Below are 22,317 nucleotides of genomic sequence, written 5' to 3' on the forward strand. Positions count from 1 at the left end.
AAGGCGGGCTCAGGCGACCTTCAGCAGGAGCACCGCGCGTTCCGGCACCGTGATCCGCGTGCCCGCCCGGTGGACCGTGGCCGGCGCCTCGGCCTGCTCCTCAAGCGAGGTGTCCACGACCACCTCGTACCGCTCGGCCCACGGCGGTCCGGGCAGGTCGAACGCCGTCGGCCGGTCGCCGGCGTGCAGCACCGCGAGGAAGCTGTCGTCCACCACCGGCGCGCCCCGTTCGTCCCGGCCCGGGATGTCCCGCCCGGAGAGGTACATGCCGAGCGTGGCCGCGGGCGCGTACCAGTCGCCCTCGGTCATCTCCGCGCCCCGCGGCGTGAACCAGGCCAGGTCCCGCAGCCCGTCCGCGGTCTGCGCCCGGCCGGAGAAGAAGGCCCGCCGGCGCAGCACCGGATGCCGGTGGCGCAGCGCGATCAGCCGCGCGGTCAGCTCGTACAGCGCCCGCCAGCCGGGGTCCTCCAGCAGCGACCAGTCCAGCCAGCTGATCTCGTTGTCCTGGCAGTAGGCGTTGTTGTTGCCGCGCTGGGTGCGCCCCAGCTCGTCGCCCGCCACCAGCATGGGCACGCCGGTGGACAGCAGCAGCGTGGTCAGCAGGTTCCGCAGCTGCCGGCGCCGCAGGGCCCGTATCCGCGCGTCGTCGGTCTCGCCCTCCGCGCCGCAGTTCCAGGACCGGTTGTCGTCCGTGCCGTCGCGGTTGTTCTCGCCGTTGGCCTCGTTGTGCTTGGTCCCGTACGACACCAGGTCGCGCAGCGTGAAGCCGTCGTGCGCGGTGACGAAGTTCACCGAGGCGTACGGGCGCCGGCCGCCCCAGGCGTACAGGTCGCTGGAGCCGGACAGGCGGTAGCCCATCTCGCGCACGTCGGGCAGGGCGTGCCGCCAGAAGTCCCGGACGGCGTTGCGGTAGCGGTCGTTCCACTCGGTCCACAGGGGCGGGAACGCGCCCACCTGGTAACCGCCGGAGCCGATGTCCCACGGCTCCGCTATCAGCTTCACCCGGCGCAGCACCGGGTCCTGGGCGATGACCGCGAGGAACGGGGAGAGCATGTCGACGTCGTGCATCGAGCGGGCCAGCGCCGCCGCGAGGTCGAAGCGGAAGCCGTCCACGCCCATCTCGGTCACCCAGTAGCGCAGCGAGTCGGTGATCAGGCGCAGCACCTGGGGCCGGACGACGTGCAGGGTGTTGCCGCAGCCGGTGTAGTCGGCGTACCGGCGGGCGTCGTCCTGGAGCCGGTAGTAGCCGCGGTTGTCGATGCCCTTCAGGGACAGGGTGGGCCCCAGCTCGCCGGCCTCCGCGGTGTGGTTGTAGACCACGTCGAGGATGACCTCGATGCCGGCCGCGTGCAGCGCGCGCACCATCCGCTTGAACTCGCCGACCTGCTGTCCCGTGGTGCCGGAGGCCGCGTAGGCGGCGTGCGGGGCGAAGTAGCCGATGGAGTTGTAGCCCCAGTAGTTCCTCATGCCCCGGCGCAGCAGGTGGTCCTCGTGCGCGAACTGGTGGACGGGGAGCAGTTCGACGGCCGTGACGCCCAGCTTCACCAGGTGCTCGATCGCGGCCGGGTGCGCCAGCCCGGCGTAGGTGCCGCGCAGTTCCCTCGGCACGCCGGGGTGCCGTCGGGTGAAGCCGCGCACGTGCAGCTCGTAGATCACCGAGTCCGCCCACGGCGTCTTGGGGCGCCGGTCGTCGGACCAGTCGTCGTCGTCGTGCACGACGACGCCCTTCGGGACGTGCGGGGCGGAGTCCCGCTCGTCGCGCACGGTGTCCGCGACCTGCTGCTCCGGCCAGTCCCGGACGTGCCCGTACACCTCCGGCGGAAGGCCGAACTCGCCGTCCACCGCGCGTGCGTACGGGTCGAGCAGCAGTTTGGCCGGGTTCCAGCGGGCGCCGGTCCACGGGTCCCAGCGGCCGTCGACGCGGTAGCCGTACCGCTGCCCGGGCAGCACGCCGGGCACGAAGCCGTGCCAGATCTCGTGCGTCAGCTCGGTCAGCGGGATCTGCGTCTCCCGGCCCGCCTCGTCGAACAGGCACACCCGCACCCCCTCCGCCCCGGCCGCCCACAGGGCGAAGTTGGTGCCGGCGACCCCGTCCGGGCCGACCCGGAACCGGGCGCCCAGCGGGGTCGGCGCACCCGGCCACACGGCCGGGACGGGCGGTACGGCCCGCCGGGGGCCGTTCCCCGCCGCCGGTCGCCCGCTCACGGCGGCCGGCTCCCCGGCCGGTGCCCGCTGCTCGGCTGCGCTCGTCACTGTCGGCCCCTCTTCTCAGCGGCTCGCCCGAGGCTCCGGCGCGGGCTGGGGGCGCCCCCTGACGGGCGGCCCCCGACGTGTCGTCCTCCCCTCTGTTCTGCCCAGCGTGCGGCTCGCACTCACGTTTCCCGGGAGCGGGCCCGGTCGTTGAGCCCCGCGTGAGGCACGTACAAGGACGCGCACGGCGCGCGGGGGCCGCACTGGCCGCCGCACTGACATGGACGGGGCTGCTCGCGGGCTGCTCCTCGGACGGCCGCGACCCGCTGGGCGGGGGCGGTCCGCCGGGCAGACCCCCGGCGGCCGAGGACGTCATCCGGGTCACTCCCGGCGACGGCGGCACGGCGGTCCGCCCCGGTGAGCGGCTGCGGGTGCGGGCGCCCGGCGGACGCCTGGAGAAGGTGACCGTGCACCGGTCGCAGGACGCGCAGACCACGACGGTCCCCGGGCGCATCAGCGAGGACGGGCTGACCTGGCGGCCCGACGAGGACCGGCTGGCGCTCGCCGCGAAGTACACCGTGGACGCGGTCGCGGTGGACTCCCGCGGCCGCCGCGCGGCCCGGCACACCACCTTCACCACCTGGGTCCCCGACCAGCGGTTCATCGGCTACGTCACCCCCGAGAACCGCGCCACCGTCGGCACCGGCATGATCGTCTCGATCTCCTTCAGCCGGGAGATCGCCCACCGCGCCGCGGTCGAGCGCGCCGTCCGCGTCACCGCCCGGCCCCCGGTCGAGATCCGCCCGCACTGGTTCGGCAAGGACCGCCTCGACTTCCGCCCCGAGCGCTACTGGAAGCCCGGCACCGAGGTCACCGTGCACCTCGGCCTGCGCGACGTCGAGGGCGCCCGCGGCGTCTACGGGCTGCAGGACAAGACCTTCGCCTTCACCGTCGGCCGCAGCCAGGTCTCCCTGGTCGACGCGGCGGCCCACACCATGCAGGTGCGGCGCGACGGACGGCTCCTCGCCACCGTGCCCATCACCGCGGGCGCCCCCAAGCACCCGACGTACAACGGGAAGATGGTGGTGATGGACATGCTGGAGGTCACCCGCATGAACAGCCGCACGGTCGGCTTCGGCGGCGAGTACGACATCCCTGACGTCCCGCACGCCATGAAGCTCACCGACTCCGGCACCTTCCTGCACGGCAACTACTGGGCCCCCGACGCTCCCGGGCAGACCAACGTCAGCCACGGCTGCGTGGGCCTCACCGACGTCAAGGGCGGCGGCTCGGACACCCCCGCGGGCTGGTTCTTCGACCGCACCCTCGTCGGAGACGTCGTCGAGGTGGTGCACAGCAAGGACAGGACGGTCGCACCGGACAACGGGCTCGGAGGGTGGAACATGGGCTGGAAGGAGTGGAAAGCGGGCAGTGCGGTGAAGTGACCAGGTGAGGGGTGGGGTCCGCGGTGCGGGTGCCGGGCGGAAGTTGCGACGCAACGGTGACATTCGCCTGACACCCAGCGGAAAACCTGGCAGTTAATATGCGCGCACCGATGTGGTGGGGACCGGGCCTGGTCAGGCCCGGTGGAGGGGAGATGCGCGTGAACATGCGGCCTGTGGCGGGGGCGTCGGCTCGGGGACGGCGAGGCCGTGGAGGAGCGGCGCTCATAGCCGGCGCCCTGGTGCTGTCGCTCGCCGCGTGCGGCGGGGGCGAGGACTCCGGAACCGGTCCCGGATCCGGGCAGGGCCAGGGCGGCCGGAAGGGCGGGCGGTCCGCCGCCGCCGTCAGCATCGCACCGGAGTCGGGCGCCTCCGGCGTCGACACCAGCGGCGCGCTCAAGGTCAGCGCCGCCAAGGGAAAGCTCACCGAGGTGACCGTCAAGGACGGCAAGGGCGCCGTGGTCGACGGGGCCATCACCGCGGGCGGCGCGTCCTGGAGGCCGTCGAGGCATCTGGCCGCGGCCACGAAGTACACCGTGCACGCGGTCGCCGAGGACTCCGAGGGCCGCGAGACGGCCGAGGACGCCACGTTCACCACCCTGAAGCCGAAGAACACCTTCGTCGGCTCCTTCACCCCCGAGGACGGCTCCACCGTCGGCGTGGGCATGCCGTTCTCGGTCCGCTTCAGCCGGGGCATCACCCACCCCGGGGACGTCGAGAAGGCCATCCGCGTCCGGACGGAGCCGCCCGTCGAGGTCGAGGGCCACTGGTTCGGCAACGACCGCCTGGACTTCCGCCCCGAGAAGTACTGGAAGGCCGGCACCAAGGTCACCGTGGACCTCGACCTGAACGGCGTCGAGGGCCGCGACGGCGTCTACGGCACGCAGCGCAGGACCGTGAAGTTCACCATCGGCCGCAACCAGGTGTCCGTCGTGGACGCCCGCAAGCACACGATGAAGGTCACCCGCGACGGCAAGGTCGTCAGGACCATCCCGGTCACCACCGGCAAGCCCGGCTACGACACCTGGAACGGCCAGATGGTCATGAGCGAGAAGCTCACCGTGACGCGCATGAACGGCGAGACGGTCGGGTACGGCGGCGAGTACGACATCAAGGACGTCCCGCACGCCATCCGCCTCACCACCTCCGGCACCTTCATCCACGGCAACTACTGGGGCGGCGGCGCCTTCGGCAACTACAACGCCAGCCACGGGTGCGTGGGCCTGCGCGACGTCCGCGGCGGCTACGACGGCTCCGTCCCGGCGGCCTGGTTCTTCAACCACTCGATGGTCGGCGACGTGGTCGTCGTCAAGCACTCCCACGACCGCACGGTCGCTCCCGACAACGGCCTCAACGGCTGGAACATGTCCTGGGCCGACTGGAAGAAGTGAGCCCCCGCCGACCCCAGGGCCCGGTGCTGTGACCTACGGCACCGGGCCCGTCGCCGTTAATGCTGGTTAACCTGACGCACATGACCGTCACTCTGGAAGTCGCCGAAGGCGTCGGCACCCTGCGTCTGGACCGGCCGCCGATGAACGCGCTGGACATCGCCACCCAGGACCGGCTCAAGGAACTCGCCGAGGAGGCCACGCGCCGCGACGACGTGCGCGCCGTGGTCATCTACGGCGGTGAGCGGGTGTTCGCGGCGGGCGCGGACATCAAGGAGATGCAGAACATGGACCACGCGGCCATGGTGCTGCGCGCCCGTGCCCTGCAGGACTCCTTCACCGCCGTGGCCCGCATCCCCAAGCCCGTCGTCGCCGCCGTCACCGGCTACGCGCTCGGCGGCGGCTGCGAGCTGGCCCTGTGCGCCGACTACCGCATCGCGGCGGACAACGCCAAGCTCGGCCAGCCCGAGATCCTGCTCGGCCTGATCCCCGGCGCCGGCGGCACCCAGCGGCTGCCCCGGCTGATCGGGCCCTCCAGGGCCAAGGACCTCATCTTCACCGGCCGTCAGGTCAAGGCCGACGAGGCCCTCGCGATCGGCCTGGTGGACCGGGTCGTCCCGGCCGCCGAGGTGTACGAGCAGGCGCACGCCTGGGCCGCGAAGCTCGCCCAGGGCCCGTCGATCGCGCTGCGCGCGGCCAAGGAGGCCGTCGACACCGGTCTGGAGACCGACATCGACACCGGGCTCGCCGTCGAACGGAACTGGTTCGCGGGTCTGTTCGCCACCGAGGACCGCGAGCGGGGCATGCGCAGCTTCGTGGAGGAGGGGCCGGGCAAGGCCAGATTCCTCTGACGCCGGCGCCCTGCCGTCCTTGCCGGGTCCCCCGTTGGGGCGGTTCACCGGAGCCTCGCCGCACCCGTGAGCCGCCCTGCCGGGGGATTCCGGCCCTTCCCCGCGAACGGCCGTCCGCGCAGGTCAGCGATGTGCGACCGTCGTTGTCATGCCGACCGCATATGCCAGGCGGGTGATGCGGCGCGGGGGCGTACGGGGGGCGTATTCCGCCGGAACGGCCACCAGGACGGCCTCGGGCGGCCATCATGGGGGTATGGCGGGGCTGGAGGGCATCGAGCAGCCGCGGGGAGGCAGCCGTGCAGCCGCGGCACGCTGGTCGCCCGCGGTCGAGGACGAACAGGCGCTCAAGGCGCTCGAACTGTTCGGCAACCCCGCGGAGGCGGAAGTACCGCTTCCGTCCCGCCCGGAGTCCGCGGCCACCGCCCGCCGCCTCGCCCAGGTCGTCGTCCTGCGCACCTGGCGGCTCACCCCCAAGCTGGCCGAGGACGTCGTCCTGCTCGTGTCCGAACTCGTCGGCAACGCGGTGCGGCACACCGGCGCCCGCGTCTTCGGCCTGCGGATGCGGCGCCGCACCGGCTGGATCCGGGTGGAGGTCCGCGACCCCTCGCGCGGACTGCCCTGCCTGATGCCGGTCCAGGAACTCGACATCAGCGGGCGCGGGCTGTTCCTCGTGGACGAACTGTCCGACCGGTGGGGCGCCGACCTGCTGCCACGCGGCAAGACGACCTGGTTCGAACTCCGGGTCGCGGAGCGCTAGCTGCATCGGCCACGGCCACATCTCGGCGGACGCCGCTCGGTGGAACGCGCGTCCCTGACGTCCGGAGCCTTCGACGGGTGCCGGGCGGTTGCCCCCGGCGGCCCCGCGGCCGGTTCCACGGGCGGGTCCGCGGCGCGCGGGTGGCGTCGGCCGCGGCGCCGGCTCGGGTGCGGGCTTCGCTCCGGCCCGGGCGGAGAAGGCGGCGGAGAACCCGGCGCAGGCCCCGGCGTGGGTGCGGCGTCGGTGGGGCCGCCGTGGTGGTCACCCGTCCGGCGGCGCCGGCCGGGCGTGTGCGGGCGGCGGCCGGAGCGCGGCCCGTGCCGTGCGGGGCGACCCGAGCGCGACTCCGGAATCGCCCAATCTCCCCTTTTCCCGCCCATCACCCCTTAAATGGTGCAGGTGACCTCCACCAATCGCCGCGGGGCGCTGCGCACCGGCGCGGGACTCGCCGCCGGCGCCGCGCTCGCCTCCGGATGCGGCGCCGGCCCGGCCGCTCCGCCCGGCGCCACCGCCTCCGCGTCCCCCGGCTCCGCCCGGCCCCCCGCGGTCCGCGCCCCCGCGGCCCCCGCCCCGCGCGCCTACCCCGGCCTGCCCGCCCAGATCACCCACGGCCCGCGCACCCGCCCCCAGGTGGCCCTCACCTTTCACGGCCAGGGCGACCCCGCGCTCGCCCGCGCCCTGCTCACCGCGGCCGAGAGGCAGGGCGCCCGGCTCACCGTGCTGGCCGTCGGCGACTGGCTGGAGGAGCACCCGGACCTCGCCCGCCGCATCCTGGACGGCGGCCACGACCTCGGCAACCACACCCAGCGGCACATCGCCGTCAACGCGTTGTCCGAGTCCGCGGCGCGCAGGGAGATCACCGACTGCGCCGACCGGCTGAAGCGGCTCACCGGCTCCATCGGCGCCTGGTTCCGCCCCTCCCGCGCCCCCGCCGCCTCCCCGCTGGTCACCCGGCTGGCCCGCGCCGCGGGCTACCCGCACGTGCTGTCGTACGACGTCGACTCGCTCGACCACACCCGCCCCGGGGCCGCCGCCGTCACCCGCACGGTCCTCGCCGGTGTGCGGAACGGGTCGGTGGTGAGCCTGCACTTCGGCTTCCCGGACACGGTCGCCGCCCTCCCCGACGTCCTGACCGAACTCGGCCGCCGCGGACTGCGCGCGGTCACCACCACGGAGCTGCTGAGCTGATGCGAACCACGAAAGCCGCCCGCCTGCTGGCCGCCGGTGCCGCCGTCACCGCCCTGACCCTGCTGTCCGCGTGCGGCGGCGGGACCCCGCACCCCGGGAAGACGCCCCTCGGCAGCGAGGCGTCGGTCCGTCCGCAGGCGAGGAAGCAGCCGCGGGTGAACGTGCTGCCCGGCATGCCGCCGGTCGAGGACCCGGCCGACCTGTACGCCGCCGACCGGCCGAACCGGCTCTCGCCCGTGGTCAAGGACTTCCCCTCCCGGATCTACGTCCCCAACACCAACTCCGACACCGTCAGCGTCATCGACCCCGCGACCTACCGGGTCGTCAGGACCGTCCGGGTCGGCCGGCAGCCCCAGCACGTCGTGCCGTCCTGGGACCTGAAGACGCTCTGGGTCAACAACGACCTCGGCAACACCCTCACCCCCATCGATCCGCGGACCGGCGAGGCGGGCGAGCCGGTCGACGTGCACGACCCGTACAACCTGTACTTCACGCCCGACGGCAAGTACGCGGTCGTCATGGCCTCCATGGACCGCCGGCTCGTCTTCCGCGACGCGCACAGCATGAAGACCGTCAAGTCCGTCCCCGTCGACTGCTACGGCGTCAACCACGCCGACTTCTCCGTCGACGGCCGCTACTTCATCGTCTCCTGCGAGTTCAGCGGCGAACTGCTCAAGGTCGACACGGCGAAGATGAAGGTGGTCGCCCAGCAGAAGCTGCCGCTCCACGGGGCCATGCCGCAGGACGTGAAGATCTCCCCGGACGGCAAGCTGTTCTACATCGCGGACATGATGGCCCACGGCCTGTGGATCCTGGACGGCGACACCTTCGACCGCCCCCGGTTCCTCGCCACCGGCAAGGGCTGCCACGGCCTCTACATCAGCCGCGACTCCCGCCAGATGTACATCTCCAACCGGGGCGAGGGCTCCGTCTCCGTCTTCGACTTCACCCGCAACCGGCTCGTCAAGAAGTGGCATCTGCCCGGCGGCGGCAGCCCCGACATGGGCGGCGTCTCGGCCGACGGCAAGGTCCTGTGGCTGTCCGGCCGCTACCACTCCGAGGTGTACGCCATCGACACCCGCACCGGGGCCGAACTGGCCCGCATCAAGGTCGGCAGCGGACCGCACGGCCTCGCCGTCTACCCGCAGCCCGGCCGCTACTCCCTCGGCCACACCGGCATCTTCCGCTGACAGCCCTCAGCCGCCCCTCGTCGGCCGCCAGCCGTCAGCACGCGGATGCCGGCCAGCCGGCGGGCCGCAGCAGCAGCGCCTCCGCGCCCACCGGACGGTAACCGGCCGCCAGGAACGCCCGCAGACTGCGGGCGTTCCCCGGTGCGACCTGCGCCCACAGCGGCTCGGCGGCCAGCCGCCGGGCGGCGGCCGCCAGCAGCCGCCCGAGCCCCCGGTGCCGGGCGTCCTCGGCCACCTCCACCGACACCTCCAGCCGTCCGGCGACCCCGCGCCCCATGACCAGCACCCCGCCGCCGGCCGCCCAGGCCCGCACCTCGTCCCGGCGTCCGCGGGCGTACCGGATCCGGGGGTGGCCGGCGTCCGCGATCTCCGTCAGCGCGAGCGGCGGTTCCCCCGGCAGCGGGTCGCCCACCAGTACCGCGTCGACGGTCTCGGTCCGGCGCCCGGTCCGGTCCAGCAGGGCGGTCAGGAAGCGCGGGTTCATCGCGGCCGCCAGGGGATCGCAGTCCAGGCCGCGCAGCGTCTCGTGCACCCACTTCGGGTCCTCGTCGGTGAAGACCACCGAGTGCGCCGTGAAGGACAGCACCCCGGCGTCCCGCGGCGAGGGCTGCGCCACGACCGTCGTGCCGCCGTCCGCCGGCGGGAAGACGCCGGCCGCCGCAGCGTCGAGAATGTCCCGCAACGTCTCCAAGGCCCGCTCCTTGAGTCTCCACCCACTGGAAGGCCCAGACTCGCAGACATGATCGAAGACGGCACCGGACTCCTCACCATCGGCGAGCTGGCCCGCGCCACCGGACTGACCGTGCGCACCATCCGCTACTGGTCCGACCAGGGGGTGCTCACCCCCGTGGCCCGGTCGTCCGGCGGCTACCGGCTCTACGACGCCGGCGGGGTGGCCCGCCTGGAGCTGATCCGCACCCTGCGCGAACTGGGCCTGGGCCTCGCGGACGTGCGCGGGGTGCTGGCCGGGGAACGGACCGTGGCCCAGATCGCGGCCACGCATGTGACCGCGATCGACGCGCGGATCCGGTCGCTGAGGGTGACCCGCGCGGTGCTGTCCACCGTGGCGCGACGCGGTTCGACCGCAGAGGAGACGACCTTGATGAACAAGCTGGCGCGGCTGTCGGCCGCGGAACGGCAGCGGATCATGGAGGAGTTCGTGGCGGAGACGCTGCACGGGCTCGACGCCGTGGACCCGGAGGTCCGTGAACGGATGCAGCGTACCGCCGTCCGTCTGGCGGAGGATCCCACGCCCGAGGAGGTGGACGCCTGGGTGGAGCTGGCCGAGATGCTGCAGGACCCGGAGTTCCGGGCGCAGATGCGCCGGGCCGTCGAGTACAACGCGGCCGGCCGGCGGCCCGGCGAGCCGAGCGGGCGGTCGCTGTGGTTCGTCAAGCGGCTCGTGGAGCTGGTGGCCCCGGTCCGCGAGCGCGGCGTCGACCCCGCCGGACCCGCGGCCGAGGAGGTGCTCAGCGAGCTGTTCGGCGACGCCGACCGGGTCGACGTGCTGGAGCGCATGACGGCCGGCTTCGACGAGCGCGTCGCCCGCTACCGGGAGCTGCTCGCCCTGGTGAACCGGCAGCCCATGCCTCCGCACGCCGAGGACTTCGCCTGGGTGGTCGCCGCACTGCGTGCGCACACGGGCCGTTAATCTGACCAGCGTCAGTACGCCAGCACGGCATGAGAAACACGAGCAAAAGGGGCGGATCGGTGGCGGACATCGAGGAAGCACGCAAGCAGTTCCAGCGGATCGACGCGGACGGTGACGGTTACATCACCCCGGCGGAGTTCAAGTCCGCCCTCGCCCGGCAGGGCGACTGGAACGTGACCGAGTCGGTGGCGGAGGCCATCATCAACAGCCGCGACCTCGACGGCGACAAGCTGCTGTCGTTCGACGAGTTCTGGGCCTACCTGGACAAGTGACCGGTGGCGGCGGGGCGCCCGCCCGGCCCGGTCCGGGCGCCCCGGTGTCCGGGCCCGGCGGGGGCGCGCCCCGCGGCCGTCACCCGATCGCCCGCCGGCGGAATAGGTCCCCGCCCTCCGGGGTTGTGACCGGCACGAGGACGCATGCACATGCATCCGAACACCGGAAGGGCCAGTCATGAAGATCGGCATCATCGGCGCGGGCAACATCGGCGGCAACCTCACCCGGCGGCTCACCGCCCTCGGCCACGACGTCTCCGTCGCCAACTCGCGGGGTCCGCAGACGCTCAAGGAACTGGCCGACGAGACCGGAGCGACCGCGGTCCGGGCCGAGGACGCGGCCAAGGGCGCCGAGGTCGTGGTCGTCACCGTCCCGCTCAAGGCCGTCCCGCACCTTCCCTCCGGCCTGCTGGACGGCGCGGCCGAGAACGTCGCGGTGATCGACACCGGCAACTACTACCCGCAGCGGGACGGCAGGATCGCGGCCGTCGAGGACGAGGGCGTCACCGAGAGCCGCTGGACCGAACGGCACCTCGGCCACCCCGTCGTCAAGGCCTTCAACGGCACCTACGCCCAGGACCTCCTGGACCGCCACCGCCCCGCGGGCGACCCGGAGCGGATCGCCCTGCCGGTGGCCGGCGACGACGAGGCGGCCAAGCGGGTCGTCCGCGACCTGATCGACGAGCTGGGCTTCGACACGGTCGACGCGGGCGGCATCGACGACTCCTGGCGCCAGCAGCCCGGCACGCCGGTGTACGGCCTGCGCGCGGGCGTGGAGGCGGTGCGCAGGGCCTTGGCGGAGGCCTCCCCGGAGCGGCCGGCGGACTTCCGGGCCTGAGTCGCGCTCAGGCGCCGCCGGCCCACTTCTTCAGGGCGGCTCTGCTCGCGAAGTTCGCCACGTCCTTGTCGTGGGGCTGGCTGGTGTACTGGTGGAAGCGCCACGCGGCCTTGATGCGCGGTTCGCCGGCCGTGACGTAGTCGGCGATCCACAGGCCGTCGCCGGCGTAGGAGGTCGTGTCGACGTTCAGCCAGTAGTTCCTGTTGGCGTAGAGGATCACCCGGTTGTCGGGCCGCAGCTCCTTCACTTTCCGGATGAAGCGGTCCTTCTCGGCGTTGCTCGCGTGCGTGCCGTCGCCGGTGGTCTCCCAGTCGACGGCGAGCAGGTCGCCGGGACGGTCGGGGGCGTGGCGGAGGAAGTACTCCGCCTGTTCGGTGATGTCGCCGGGCCACAGGAAGTGGTAGAACCCGACGACCAGTCCGGCGTCGCGCCCGTGTTTCGTCTGGGCGGCGAGCCGGGGGTTGACGTACGAACGGCCCTCCGTCGCCTTGACGAAGACGAAGGAGAGGCCGTCCGTCGCGTAGGTGGCGGACTGGTAGGCGCTCACGTCGATGCCATGCAGCATGCAGGTGTTGTGCCCCCTGCGAGGGGGCCGGAACCTCAACTCCGGTTCGTCACCGCACCGAGCACGGACGGGGGCTCGGCCGACCAGTCGGAGGTGATGAGGCTGGCGTGGTTCCCGGCCAGCAGGGCGAGCCGGGAGGCGACCTCCGCGTCCGTCGGATCGGTGGCGGAGATGGCCGGGGACACGCTGTGCGCGGCCGTCATGATCAGGATGTAGTGGTTCGCGGAGTAGAACGAGGTGTCGTAGCCGCCGCCGGTGTAGGCGGCGGCGTCTCCGTCGAAGAACACGAACCAGGGCCGGATGGAGGCGTCGTAGCGGCTGGTGCGCGGATCGCCGCCCGCGGCGCCGAGGACGGCGGGGAAGGCCTGGGCGGTGGCGACGTTCCCGGCCGCCTGCAGGTCGCGCAGGTGGTCGCCGTACTCCTCGTCGGTCCAGTAGCCGTCGAACGGGTTGGACTGCTCCACCGTGCCGGGGATCAGCTCGAAGACGAACTTGCCCTTCAGCGCGTCGCGGGTCGCCCAGGCGTCGGCCCTCGCCGCCGCGTCCAGGGTGGGGTACGTGCCGCCCAGCAGGTCCGCCGGCGTGTAGACGCTGCCGCCGAGCTTCTGCCGCACGAGCGTGTCGAACTCGTCCGGTCCGAGGCCCCTGGTGTCGTTGAAGCCGGCCTTCAGCTCGACCTTGACCACGATGGGCGGGTGGTCGGGGTGGAGCCGGTTCCAGGCGGCCATGTCGTCCAGGCAGCCGCCGAGGTCCTGGTCGCGGCTCTTGCCGTACAGTTCGTCCGGGGTCTTCGCCGCCTCGCAGTTGTTGTCGTTGCCCAGCGGGTTGCTGTGGCTGACCCGCCAGCGGCGGCTGAGGCCGTCCGCGTACACGTCCAGCTCCAGCAGAGCGGCGCCCGAGTCCAACGCCCTGGCGAAGTAGGGGTACTTCGCCTTCTCGTAGGCGTTGTGCGTGCCGATGGCCGTCGTGGCGGAGAACTTCGGCGACGCCGCATGGGCGTTGCCCGGCGCCATCGCCAGCACAGCCGCGGCCGCCGCGGACGCCGCCAGCCGTCTCATCCCGCGCATACGCCAACTCCCTCAATCGATGGCCGAGTTGGCGGCAGCGTAGAGCCGCGTGGTTACCATGCGGTAGCCCCGGGAGGAACATCGTCCCCGTGAGGAACGCGTGTCCGGCGGACGCGGCCTCAGTTCACCAGCCCCAGGCGGGCGGCGGTCACGCCGGCCTCGAACCGGCTGGAGGCGCCGAGCTTCTCCATGATCTGGTTCATCAGACGGCGCAGGGTCCGGTCCGAGCAGGCCAGCCGGCGGGCGATGGTCTCGTCCTTGGCGCCGGTGGCCATCAGCGTCAGCACCTCGCGCTCCTGGGCGGACAGTCCGCACCCGGCGCTCCCGCGCCCGGCCCGCCGCTCGGCGTGCGGCCGTGCGAGGTCCCAGGCGTGGGTGAAGACCCTGACGAAGCACTGTGCGACGGGTGTGCTGTGCAGGATGACGTCACCGCCCTCGCCCTGCGGTCCCGGGCCCGACCCGACGACGACGACCGCGCGGTCGACGATGTTCATGTGGAGCGGCACCGTCGCCGCGACGCGCACCTCGGCCCCGGCGTCGGCCAGCGCGTCGAGATACCGGGCCGCCGCCTGTGCGCGCAGGGCCTGCTGGGAGGTCAGTACGCGCATCCGTATCCCGTCGGCCGCCATCCGGAGGTCCCCGGCGAGACTGGCCTCCAGCACCCGCGCGTCGGGGAAGGAGTTGCGCATCGCCAGGAACTCCTCCCGGCTGAGCGCGTCCAGTTCCTGCAGCCGCTCCCGGGTGCGCTCCCGGTCGGTGAAGTACTCCGTCTCCACGGCCTCCCGGGCGTCGAGCCGAGGGGCCGTCAGCAGGGACAGGACGTCCTCCATCGCCTGCGCGTCACGGCCGAGTTCCGCGACCGTCTCGTGCAGCCGCCGCCGGTGCTCCATCACGATGTGCCGCAGTGCCCGTTCCGGCGGGCGCAGCCGCTCCCCGCCGGCGTCCAGCAGCCGCCGGTCCGTCAGCCAGCGGAGCAACTCGGCGGGCAGCGCACCGAGTTCCTCCCGCGCGGCGGCGCCGTCCCTCGCCTCGGACGAGGCGATCCGCTCCACCAGGGCCAGATAGGCCTCCCTCGCCTCGGCCCCGGCCGGCCGCCGGCCGCGCTCAGGCTCCTGCGCCGCATGCATGCGCGCACGATACGGGCCGCCCGGCGCGCGGGGCCAGACGCGTCGCCCCGGCCGGTGCGCTGCGGCCGGCCTGGCCGGGAGCGGACGTGCCGGTTTCGGACAGGGGCGGACGGGCCGCCCCGCCGGTTAGCCTCTTCGCCGCCCGTCCCGCTCCCCGGCTCCTCCGGCGCGACTGCCCCGGCGCGTCCGCGCTGGGGCAGTCGCGTCGGAGGAGCCGGGCGCACGCTCCTGATCCGGCCGGTCCCACAGCGCCACGCTTGACCTGGGATTGGCATGCGCATGCTCCTGATGGGCGGTCCGGCGCGACCACCCGCATCGCGCCGCCCGCTCCCGTTCCCCCACACCCCGCACCCCGCACCCCACACACCCCACAAGGAGACACGGTGCTACGAAGATTCGCCCTGGCAGGCCTCTCGCTGGCCACGGCCGCCGCGTGCCTCGCCGCGGCGCCCGCGAGCGCCCGTTCCGGCCCCGCGGTCCCCCGCACGGCGACGGCCTCGGTCCCCGCCCCCGCCCCCGCACGCACCGCGGCCGCCCCCGACATCGACGTCACCAAAGTCCAGGCGCACCTCACCGAACTGAACGCCATAGCCGGCCGCAACGGCGGCACCCGCAGATCGACCGGCCAGGGCTACCGCGACTCGGTCGCCTATGTGAAGGGCAAGCTCCAGGCGGCCGGTTACACGGTCACCGAGCAGCCCTGCACCTCCGGCTGCACCAGCGGCGCCGGACCCAACCTGATCGCCGAGTGGCCCCGCGGCGACGCGTCGAAGGTGTACATGTTCGGCTCGCACCTGGACAGCGTCTCCGCCGGACCGGGCATCAATGACAACGGCTCCGGCAGCGCCACCCTGCTGGAGGTCGCGCTGCGACTCGCCGCGGCCGACCCGTCGATGGCGGCGCGCGTCCGCTTCGGCTGGTGGACCGACGAGGAGCAGGGCCTCAACGGCTCCGACTTCTACGTCCGTTCGCTGACCTCGGCGCAGCGCTCGGCGATCAAGGCGTACTACAACTTCGACATGGTCGCCTCGCCCAACGGCGGCTACTTCATCAACCACATCAACTCCGCCGCCGCCGTGCCGATGAAGGCGTACTGGGACTCGCTCGGCCTCCAGCCCGAGGAGAACACCGAGGGCGCCGGCCGCTCCGACGACTACTCCTTCGAGAGCTACGGCATCCCGACCTCCGGGTACGCCATGGGCGCGAGCGCCCGCAAGACCTCGGCGCAGGCGGCCAAGTGGGGCGGCACGGCGAACGCCGCCTACGACGGCTGCTACCACTCCTCCTGCGACACCACCGCCAACATCAACGCCACCGGACTGAACCGCAGCGCGGACGGCGTCGCCTACACGCTGTGGAGGCAGGCGGTCTCCGACGGCGCCCCGGCCGACGACTTCTCGCTCTCGGCGAGCCCGACCACGGGCAGAGCCGCCCCGGGCGCCTCGCTGACCACCACCGTCTCCACGGCCACCACCAGCGGCTCGGCGCAGACGGTGAACCTGTCGGCCTCCGGCGCCCCCTCCGGCGTCACGGTCTCCTTCAGCCCGGCCTCGGTGACCTCCGGCGCCTCGTCCACGGCGACGATCACCGTCGGGGCCTCCGCCCCGCCCGGCGCCTACACCCTGACGATCACCGGCACGGGCTCCACCACGCACACCGCGCCGTACACCCTGACCGTCGAGGGCGCGGGCGGCTGCACCGCCACCCAGGTGATCTCCAACGGCGGCTTCGAGAGCGGCACCTCGCCGTGGACGGGCGACACCGGGGCGATCGGCTCGTTCAGCGGCCAGGCCGCGCACTCCGGCACCCGGTACGCGTGGCTGGCGGGCTACGGCTACGCGGCCACCGACACCCTCGCCCAGACCGTGACCGTCCCGTCCGGCTGCACGAAGGCCACCCTCAGGTACTGGCTGCACGTCGACACCGCCGAGTCGGGCTCGACCGCGTACGACACCTTCCAGGTCAAGGTGGACGGCACGGTGAAGCAGACGTACTCCAACGTCCACGCGGGCGCCGGCTACACCGAACGCACCCTGGACCTGAGCCAGTACCTCGGCCGGCAGATCACGCTGAGCTTCACCGCCACCGAGGACTCCAGCCTGCAGACCGGCTTCGTCGTGGACGACGCCACCCTGACCACCGGCTGACCACCGGCTGACCGCCGGCTGACCGCGCACGGCCGCACGGCGACGGGGAGGCGCATCCGCCGGATCCGCCTCCCCGTTCCACGGTCGCCGACGCGGGCCGGCCCGGTCTAGCACTCGATGATGTTGACCGCCAGCCCGCCGCGGGCCGTCTCCTTGTACTTGACGCTCATGTCCGCGCCGGTGTCCTTCATCGTCTTGATGACCTTGTCCAGGGACACCTTGTGGGAGCCGTCTCCGCGCATCGCCATCTTCGCGGCCGTGACCGCCTTCACCGCGGCCATGCCGTTGCGCTCGATGCACGGGATCTGCACCAGGCCGCCGACCGGGTCGCAGGTCAGGCCCAGGTTGTGCTCCATGCCGATCTCGGCCGCGTTCTCCACCTGCTCCGGGGAGCCGCCGAGCACCTCGGCGAGGGCGCCCGCCGCCATCGAGCAGGCGGAGCCGACCTCGCCCTGGCAGCCGACCTCGGCGCCGGAGATGGAGGCGTTCTCCTTGAAGAGCATGCCGATCGCGCCGGCGGCCAGGAGGAAGCGGACCACGCCGTCCTCGTCGGCGCCCGGGACGAAGTCGATGTAGTAGTGCAGGACCGCCGGGATGATGCCGGCCGCGCCGTTCGTCGGGGCGGTGACGACCCGGCCGCCCGCCGCGTTCTCCTCGTTCACCGCCATCGCGTAGAGCGTGAGCCACTCCATGGCGTGCGCCAGCGGGTCGCCCTCGGCGCGCAGCTGGCGGGCCGAGACGGCCGCGCGGCGGCGCACCTTCAGCCCGCCCGGCAGGATGCCCTCGCGGGACAGTCCGCGCTGCACGCACTCGCGCATCACCCGCCAGATCTCCAGCAGACCGGCGCGGATCTCCTCCTCGGTGCGCCAGGCCCGCTCGTTCTCCAGCATCAGGGAGGAGATCGACAGGCCGGTCTCCCTGGTCAGGCGCAGCAGCTCGTCGCCCGTGCGGAAGGGGTACTTCAGGACCGTGTCGTCCAGCTTGATCCGGTCAGCGCCCACCGCGTCCTCGTCCACCACGAAGCCGCCGCCGACCGAGTAGTACGTCTTGGACAGCAGCTCCGCGCCGGCCGCGTCGTACGCCCACACCGTCATGCCGTTGGCGTGGTACGGCAGTGCCTTGCGGCGGTGCAGGACCAGGTCGTCGTCGAAGGAGAACGGGATCTCGTGCTCGCCGAGCAGCGTGATGCGGCCGGCCTGCTTGATCTTCTCCACCCGCTCGTCGGCCGTCTCCACGTCCACCGTGCGCGGGGAGGCGCCCTCCAGGCCGAGCAGCACCGCCTTCGGGGTGCCGTGGCCGTGCCCGGTCGCGCCGAGCGAGCCGTACAGCTCGCAGCGCACGGTCGCGGTCTTCTCCAGCAGACCCTCGTTGCGCAGCCTGCGGGCGAACATGCGCGCCGCGCGCATCGGGCCGACCGTGTGGGAGCTGGACGGGCCGATGCCGATCGAGAACAGGTCGAAGACCGAGATGGCCACGGATGACTCCTCAATGCGGGTGGTGCTCGGGTGGTGCGAAAGGGGCGGTACAGGGGGGCGGGCACCGCGCACGTCGCTCTTCCAGTGTGCGCGGTGCCCGGCGAAAGGTGACTTACCTGCTCAGGGACGGGTACAGCGGGTGCTTCCCGGCCAGGGCCTTCACCCGGGCCTTCAGCGCCTCGGCGTCGTACGACGGCTTGAGCGCCTCGGCGATCACGTCGGCGACCTCGGTGAAGTCCTCGGCCGTGAAACCGCGGGTCGCCAGGGCGGGCGTGCCGATCCGCAGGCCGGAGGTGACCATCGGCGGGCGCGGGTCGTCCGGGACCGCGTTGCGGTTGACGGTGATGCCGACCTCGTGGAGACGGTCCTCGGCCTGCTGCCCGTCCAGCTCGGAGGCGCGCAGGTCCACCAGGACCAGGTGCACGTCCGTGCCGCCGGAGAGCACGTTGATCCCGGCCTCGCGGGCGTCGGCAGCGGTCAGCCGCTCGGCGAGGATGCGGGCGCCCTCCACCGTACGGCGCTGGCGCTCCTTGAACTCCTCGGAGGCGGCGACCTTGAAGGAGACCGCCTTCGCCGCGATCACGTGCTCCAGGGGGCCGCCCTGGAAGCCCGGGAAGACGGACGAGTTCAGCTTCTTCGCGAATTCCTTCTTCGCGAGGATGATGCCGCCGCGCGGACCGCCGAGGGTCTTGTGGGTGGTGGAGGTGACCACGTCCGCGTACGCGACCGGGTTCGGGTGCAGACCGGCCGCGACCAGGCCCGCGAAGTGCGCCATGTCGACCCACAGGTAGGCGCCGGCCTTGTCGGCGATCCGGCGGAACTCGGCGAAGTCGAGCTGCCGCGGGTACGCCGACCAGCCCGCGATGATCACCTTCGGGCGGTGCTCCTCGGCGAGCCGCTCGACCTCGGCCATGTCGACCAGACCGGTGGCGGCGTCCACGTGGTAGGCGACCACGTCGAACTGCTTGCCGGAGAAGTTCAGCCGCATCCCGTGGGTCAGGTGGCCGCCGTGCGCCAGGTCCAGGCCCAGGACGGTGTCCCCGGGCTGGGCCAGCGCGAACAGGGCCGCCTGGTTCGCGGAGGCGCCGGAGTGGGGCTGCACATTGGCGTACTCGGCGCCGAACAGCTCCTTGACCCGGTCGATGGCGATCTGCTCGGCGACGTCGACGTGCTCGCAGCCGCCGTAGTAGCGGCGGCCCGGGTAGCCCTCGGCGTACTTGTTGGTGAGGACCGAGCCCTGCGCCTCCATCACCGCGAGCGGCGCGAAGTTCTCGGACGCGATCATCTCCAGGGTCGACTGCTGGCGGTCCAGCTCGGCGTCGACCGCGGCGGCGATCTCCGGGTCCAGCTCGTGCAGGGGCGTGTTCAGGACAGTCATACGGCTACGACTCCTCAGCCGGCGGTGTGGGCGGCGTACTCGTCGGCGGAGAGCAGGTCGGCCGGCTCCTCGGTGACGCGCACCTTGAACAGCCAGCCGCCCTCGAAGGGAGCGCTGTTCACCAGCGACGGGTCGTTGACGACGTCCTCGTTGATCTCGGTGACCTCACCGGAGACCGGCGAGTACAGGTCGGAGACCGACTTCGTGGACTCCAGCTCACCGCAGGTCTCGCCCGCCTCGACGGTGGAGCCGACCTCGGGGAGCTGGGCGTAGACGACGTCACCGAGCGCGTTGGCCGCGAACTCGGTGATGCCGACCGTCGCGACGCCGTCCTCGGCGGCCGACAGCCACTCGTGCTCCTTGCTGTAGCGCAGCTGCTGGGGGTTGCTCATGGCCTGAATTCTCCTGTACGCGCGGGAGTGCTGGTGAAGGGGGGACTGCCGGCCCTGCCGACGGGCAGGGCGAGGGTGCGCGGGGTCACGTCACGCGGACGGTCCGCGCCCCGTGTCTATTTCTGGCGCCGGTAGAACGGCAGCGCCACGACCTGGTACGGCTCGTGGGTACCGCGGATGTCCACGCCGACGCCCTCGGTGCCCGGCGCGGCGTACGCCGCGTCGACGTAGGCCATGGCGATCGGCTTGCCCAGGGTGGGGGAGGGTGCGCCGGAGGTGACCTCGCCGATCACCTCGCCGCCCGCGACCACGGAGTACCCGGCGCGCGGCACCCGGCGGCCCTCGGCGACCAGGCCGACGAGGACGCGCGGCGGGTTCTGCTCGGCCCGGGCGGCGGCCTCGGCGAGCGCCTCGCGCCCGACGAAGTCACCCTCCTTGCCGAACTTCACCACGCGCCCCAGACCTGCGTCGAAGGGGGTGAGGGACGTGGTCAGCTCGTGCCCGTACAGCGGCATGCCCGCCTCCAGGCGCAGCGTGTCGCGGCAGGACAGGCCGCACGGGACCAGACCGGCGCCCTCGCCGGCCTCGGTCAGCGCCTGCCACAGCGCGGCGGCGTGCTCCGGCCTGACGAACAGCTCGAAGCCGTCCTCGCCGGTGTAGCCGGTGCGGGCGATCAGCGCCGGGACCCCGGCGACCGTGCCGGGCAGCCCGGCGTAGTACTTCAGACCGTCCAGGTCGGCGTCGGTGAGGGACTTCAGGATCCCGGGGGACTGCGGACCCTGCACGGCGATCAGCGCGTACGCGTCCCGGTCGTCGCGGACCTCGGCGTCGAAGCCGGCGGCGCGCTCGGTCAGCGCGTCCAGCACCACCTGGGCGTTGGAGGCGTTGGCCACCACCAGGTACTCGGTGTCGGCCAGCCGGTAGACGATCAGGTCGTCCAGGATGCCGCCGTCGGCCTGGCAGATCATGGTGTAGCGGGCGCGGCCCACGCCGACGGAGGCGATGTCGCCGACCAGGGCGTGATTCAGGAAGGCGGCGGCGTCCGCGCCGGTCACGGTGATCTCCCCCATGTGGGAGAGGTCGAACAGGCCGGCCCGGTTCCGCACCGCGAGGTGCTCGTCGCGCTCGGAGCCGTAGCGCAGGGGCATGTCCCAGCCGGCGAAGTCGGTCATCGTCGCGCCCAGCGCACGGTGCACGGCGTCGAGCGCGGTGCGGCGCAGCTCGGTGGGTTCGGTACTGCTCATCGGTCGGTCGTCTCCCCAGGCAGACAGGACGGGCGAGGAACGTTCCTCCCCATCTGTCATCGGAACCTGAGAGGTTCGCCACGACCGCCACAGGGACGATCACGGCTTGCACCTTGGGTGGAGCCACTGTCGCAGCGGCCCGCTTTTCAGATGTGCCTCGCCCGCGCGGTAACGGGGCCTGAGAGATTCAAGGGAGGGACTTGCTCCTTCGGCGCCCCAGGCGGCCCTGGGGGACCTGGGGACTCTCCCGCGCGGATTCAAGCGGCCGGTATGCAGTTGGCGGGCACATCATTGCACGCCGCCTCCCGGAGCCTCCAGAGCCCGCTTCTGTGACCGGGCTGTGGCAGTACGCGCACGATCCGCCGACCCGCGGCCATTACCTTCCCTTTAACTGCAACGGGCATGCGGAACACCGAGCCCACAGGGGAGGACCATCACGGTGAACAGGACCTCGGCGTACGTCACCGCCACCGCCACCGCCGCCGGCCCCGCGGTGCCGGGGCGCCCCTCCGCCCCCGCCCGTGCGCGCGGCGCCGCGCGCACGGTCCCGGTCGTGCGCGACCTGCGCCACCGCGCCGGACGCAGCCCGCGCGCCCTGGTCTTCGCGCCGCGGGACGTGGTCGTCGTCACCGGCCTGCCCGGCAGCGGCAAGTCCACCCTGATGCAGCGCGCCGTCCCCGGCCGCCGCGTCGACTCCCAGGACACCCGCGACCGCTTCGCCGCCCGCCTGCCCCGCTTCCTGCCCTACGCGCTGTACCGCCCCGCGGTCCGGCTCGCGCACTACACCGGCCTGCGCCGCGCCCTGCGCACCGGCGAGGGCGTCGTCGTCCACGACTGCGGCACCCAGCCCTGGGTGCGCGCCTGGCTCGCCCGCGAGGCCCGCCGCCGCGGCGGCGGGCTGCACCTGCTGCTGCTCGACGTCGACCCCGAGACCGCGCGCGAGGGCCAGCGCGAGCGCGGCCGGGGCGTCTCCCGCTACGCCTTCCGCCGCCACCGCCGCGCGACCGCCCGGCTGCTCGGCGCGGTGGAGCGGGGCGAGCTGCCCGCGGGCTGCGGCTCGGCGGTCCTGCTCGACCGGGCCGCCGCGGACACCCTGCGCCGCCTGGATTTCGACGGGTAGCCGCCGTGGCGCGGCCACCCGCTAGCCTTCATGCT

The 22,317-nt window shown here is 73.0% G+C and carries 20 protein-coding genes and 1 riboswitch; of the genes, 11 read left to right on the forward strand and 9 right to left on the reverse strand.

Annotated features, from left to right (window positions below; genetic code table 11):
• Positions 1-9: 9 nt before the first annotated feature.
• Entirely contained in the window at positions 10-2,205 is a 2,196-nt protein-coding gene (gene glgX, locus ABZ261_RS19575) for a glycogen debranching protein GlgX (RefSeq protein ID WP_356860748.1), read from the reverse strand.
• A 206-nt stretch (positions 2,206-2,411) separates the two neighbouring features.
• Between glgX and ABZ261_RS19580 the strand changes: the two genes are divergently transcribed.
• From ABZ261_RS19580 to ABZ261_RS19605, 6 genes are all read left to right on the forward strand, one after another.
• Entirely contained in the window at positions 2,412-3,635 is a 1,224-nt protein-coding gene (locus ABZ261_RS19580) for an Ig-like domain-containing protein (RefSeq protein ID WP_356860750.1), read from the forward strand.
• A gap of 164 nt (positions 3,636-3,799) precedes the next feature.
• Positions 3,800-5,023 (forward strand): Ig-like domain-containing protein, encoded by a 1,224-nt coding sequence (locus tag ABZ261_RS19585; protein ID WP_356860904.1) that lies wholly within the window; start codon positions 3,800-3,802, stop codon positions 5,021-5,023.
• A gap of 80 nt (positions 5,024-5,103) precedes the next feature.
• Positions 5,104-5,871, forward strand: coding sequence for an enoyl-CoA hydratase-related protein (locus ABZ261_RS19590; protein WP_356860752.1), 768 nt, complete (start codon positions 5,104-5,106; stop codon positions 5,869-5,871).
• A gap of 148 nt (positions 5,872-6,019) precedes the next feature.
• A complete protein-coding gene (locus ABZ261_RS19595; protein WP_356860754.1) occupies positions 6,020-6,628 on the forward strand; it encodes an ATP-binding protein in 609 nt (202 codons plus the stop codon).
• Positions 6,629-7,018: 390 nt separating this feature from the next.
• Positions 7,019-7,816 (forward strand): polysaccharide deacetylase family protein, encoded by a 798-nt coding sequence (locus ABZ261_RS19600; protein WP_356860756.1) that lies wholly within the window; start codon positions 7,019-7,021, stop codon positions 7,814-7,816.
• Positions 7,816-9,006 (forward strand): beta-propeller fold lactonase family protein, encoded by a 1,191-nt coding sequence (locus ABZ261_RS19605; RefSeq protein ID WP_356860758.1) that lies wholly within the window; start codon positions 7,816-7,818, stop codon positions 9,004-9,006. Before ABZ261_RS19600 ends, ABZ261_RS19605 begins: the two co-directional genes overlap by 1 nt.
• Positions 9,007-9,040: 34 nt before the next feature.
• On the opposite strand, the gene ABZ261_RS19610 is transcribed toward ABZ261_RS19605, so the two are convergent.
• A complete protein-coding gene (locus ABZ261_RS19610) occupies positions 9,041-9,697 on the reverse strand; it encodes a GNAT family N-acetyltransferase (RefSeq protein ID WP_356860760.1) in 657 nt (218 codons plus the stop codon).
• Between the two features lie 48 nt (positions 9,698-9,745).
• Between ABZ261_RS19610 and ABZ261_RS19615 the strand changes: the two genes are divergently transcribed.
• The 3 genes from ABZ261_RS19615 to ABZ261_RS19625 all read left to right on the forward strand — a co-directional run bounded on the left by ABZ261_RS19615 (position 9,746) and on the right by ABZ261_RS19625 (position 11,767).
• Positions 9,746-10,657, forward strand: a complete 912-nt coding sequence (locus tag ABZ261_RS19615; protein WP_356860762.1) for a MerR family transcriptional regulator — start codon at positions 9,746-9,748, stop codon at positions 10,655-10,657.
• Between the two features lie 59 nt (positions 10,658-10,716).
• The gene (locus ABZ261_RS19620; RefSeq protein WP_356860764.1) at positions 10,717-10,929 is read left to right on the forward strand and encodes an EF-hand domain-containing protein; all 213 of its coding nucleotides are present in this window, start codon (positions 10,717-10,719) and stop codon (positions 10,927-10,929) included.
• Positions 10,930-11,107: 178 nt separating this feature from the next.
• Positions 11,108-11,767 carry an NAD(P)-binding domain-containing protein gene (locus ABZ261_RS19625; RefSeq protein WP_356860766.1) on the forward strand — a complete coding sequence of 220 codons (660 nt, stop codon included), beginning with the start codon at positions 11,108-11,110 and terminating at the stop codon, positions 11,765-11,767.
• Positions 11,768-11,774: 7 nt separating this feature from the next.
• On the opposite strand, the gene ABZ261_RS19630 is transcribed toward ABZ261_RS19625, so the two are convergent.
• The 3 genes from ABZ261_RS19630 to ABZ261_RS19640 form a co-directional block, all read right to left on the reverse strand.
• The gene (locus ABZ261_RS19630; RefSeq protein ID WP_356860768.1) at positions 11,775-12,332 is read right to left on the reverse strand and encodes a glycoside hydrolase family 25 protein; all 558 of its coding nucleotides are present in this window, start codon (positions 12,330-12,332) and stop codon (positions 11,775-11,777) included.
• 35 nt (positions 12,333-12,367) lie between these two features.
• Positions 12,368-13,399 carry a phosphatidylinositol-specific phospholipase C domain-containing protein gene (locus tag ABZ261_RS19635; RefSeq protein WP_356860770.1) on the reverse strand — a complete coding sequence of 344 codons (1,032 nt, stop codon included), beginning with the start codon at positions 13,397-13,399 and terminating at the stop codon, positions 12,368-12,370.
• Between the two features lie 119 nt (positions 13,400-13,518).
• A complete protein-coding gene (locus ABZ261_RS19640; protein WP_356860772.1) occupies positions 13,519-14,526 on the reverse strand; it encodes a LuxR C-terminal-related transcriptional regulator in 1,008 nt (335 codons plus the stop codon).
• A 383-nt stretch (positions 14,527-14,909) separates the two neighbouring features.
• Between ABZ261_RS19640 and ABZ261_RS19645 the strand changes: the two genes are divergently transcribed.
• Complete coding sequence (locus ABZ261_RS19645; protein ID WP_356860774.1) at positions 14,910-16,673, forward strand: M28 family peptidase; 1,764 nt, start codon at positions 14,910-14,912, stop codon at positions 16,671-16,673.
• A gap of 107 nt (positions 16,674-16,780) precedes the next feature.
• On the opposite strand, the gene ABZ261_RS19650 is transcribed toward ABZ261_RS19645, so the two are convergent.
• The 4 genes from ABZ261_RS19650 to gcvT form a co-directional block, all read right to left on the reverse strand.
• Positions 16,781-18,148 carry an L-serine ammonia-lyase gene (locus tag ABZ261_RS19650; RefSeq protein ID WP_356860776.1) on the reverse strand — a complete coding sequence of 456 codons (1,368 nt, stop codon included), beginning with the start codon at positions 18,146-18,148 and terminating at the stop codon, positions 16,781-16,783.
• 112 nt (positions 18,149-18,260) lie between these two features.
• Positions 18,261-19,526, reverse strand: coding sequence for a serine hydroxymethyltransferase (glyA, locus tag ABZ261_RS19655; protein ID WP_356860777.1), 1,266 nt, complete (start codon positions 19,524-19,526; stop codon positions 18,261-18,263).
• A gap of 14 nt (positions 19,527-19,540) precedes the next feature.
• Complete coding sequence (gene gcvH / locus ABZ261_RS19660; protein ID WP_356860779.1) at positions 19,541-19,918, reverse strand: glycine cleavage system protein GcvH; 378 nt, start codon at positions 19,916-19,918, stop codon at positions 19,541-19,543.
• Between the two features lie 116 nt (positions 19,919-20,034).
• Entirely contained in the window at positions 20,035-21,162 is a 1,128-nt protein-coding gene (gcvT, locus tag ABZ261_RS19665; protein WP_356860781.1) for a glycine cleavage system aminomethyltransferase GcvT, read from the reverse strand.
• Positions 21,163-21,318: 156 nt separating this feature from the next.
• Positions 21,319-21,422, reverse strand: a riboswitch (glycine riboswitch).
• A gap of 179 nt (positions 21,423-21,601) precedes the next feature.
• On the opposite strand from gcvT, the gene ABZ261_RS19670 reads away from it, so the two are divergent.
• Positions 21,602-22,282, forward strand: coding sequence for an AAA family ATPase (locus ABZ261_RS19670; RefSeq protein ID WP_356860783.1), 681 nt, complete (start codon positions 21,602-21,604; stop codon positions 22,280-22,282).
• Positions 22,283-22,317 lie beyond the last annotated feature (35 nt).

It is taken from the genome of Streptomyces sp. NPDC006193 (genome assembly GCF_040613915.1).
Classification (GTDB): domain Bacteria; phylum Actinomycetota; class Actinomycetes; order Streptomycetales; family Streptomycetaceae; genus Streptomyces.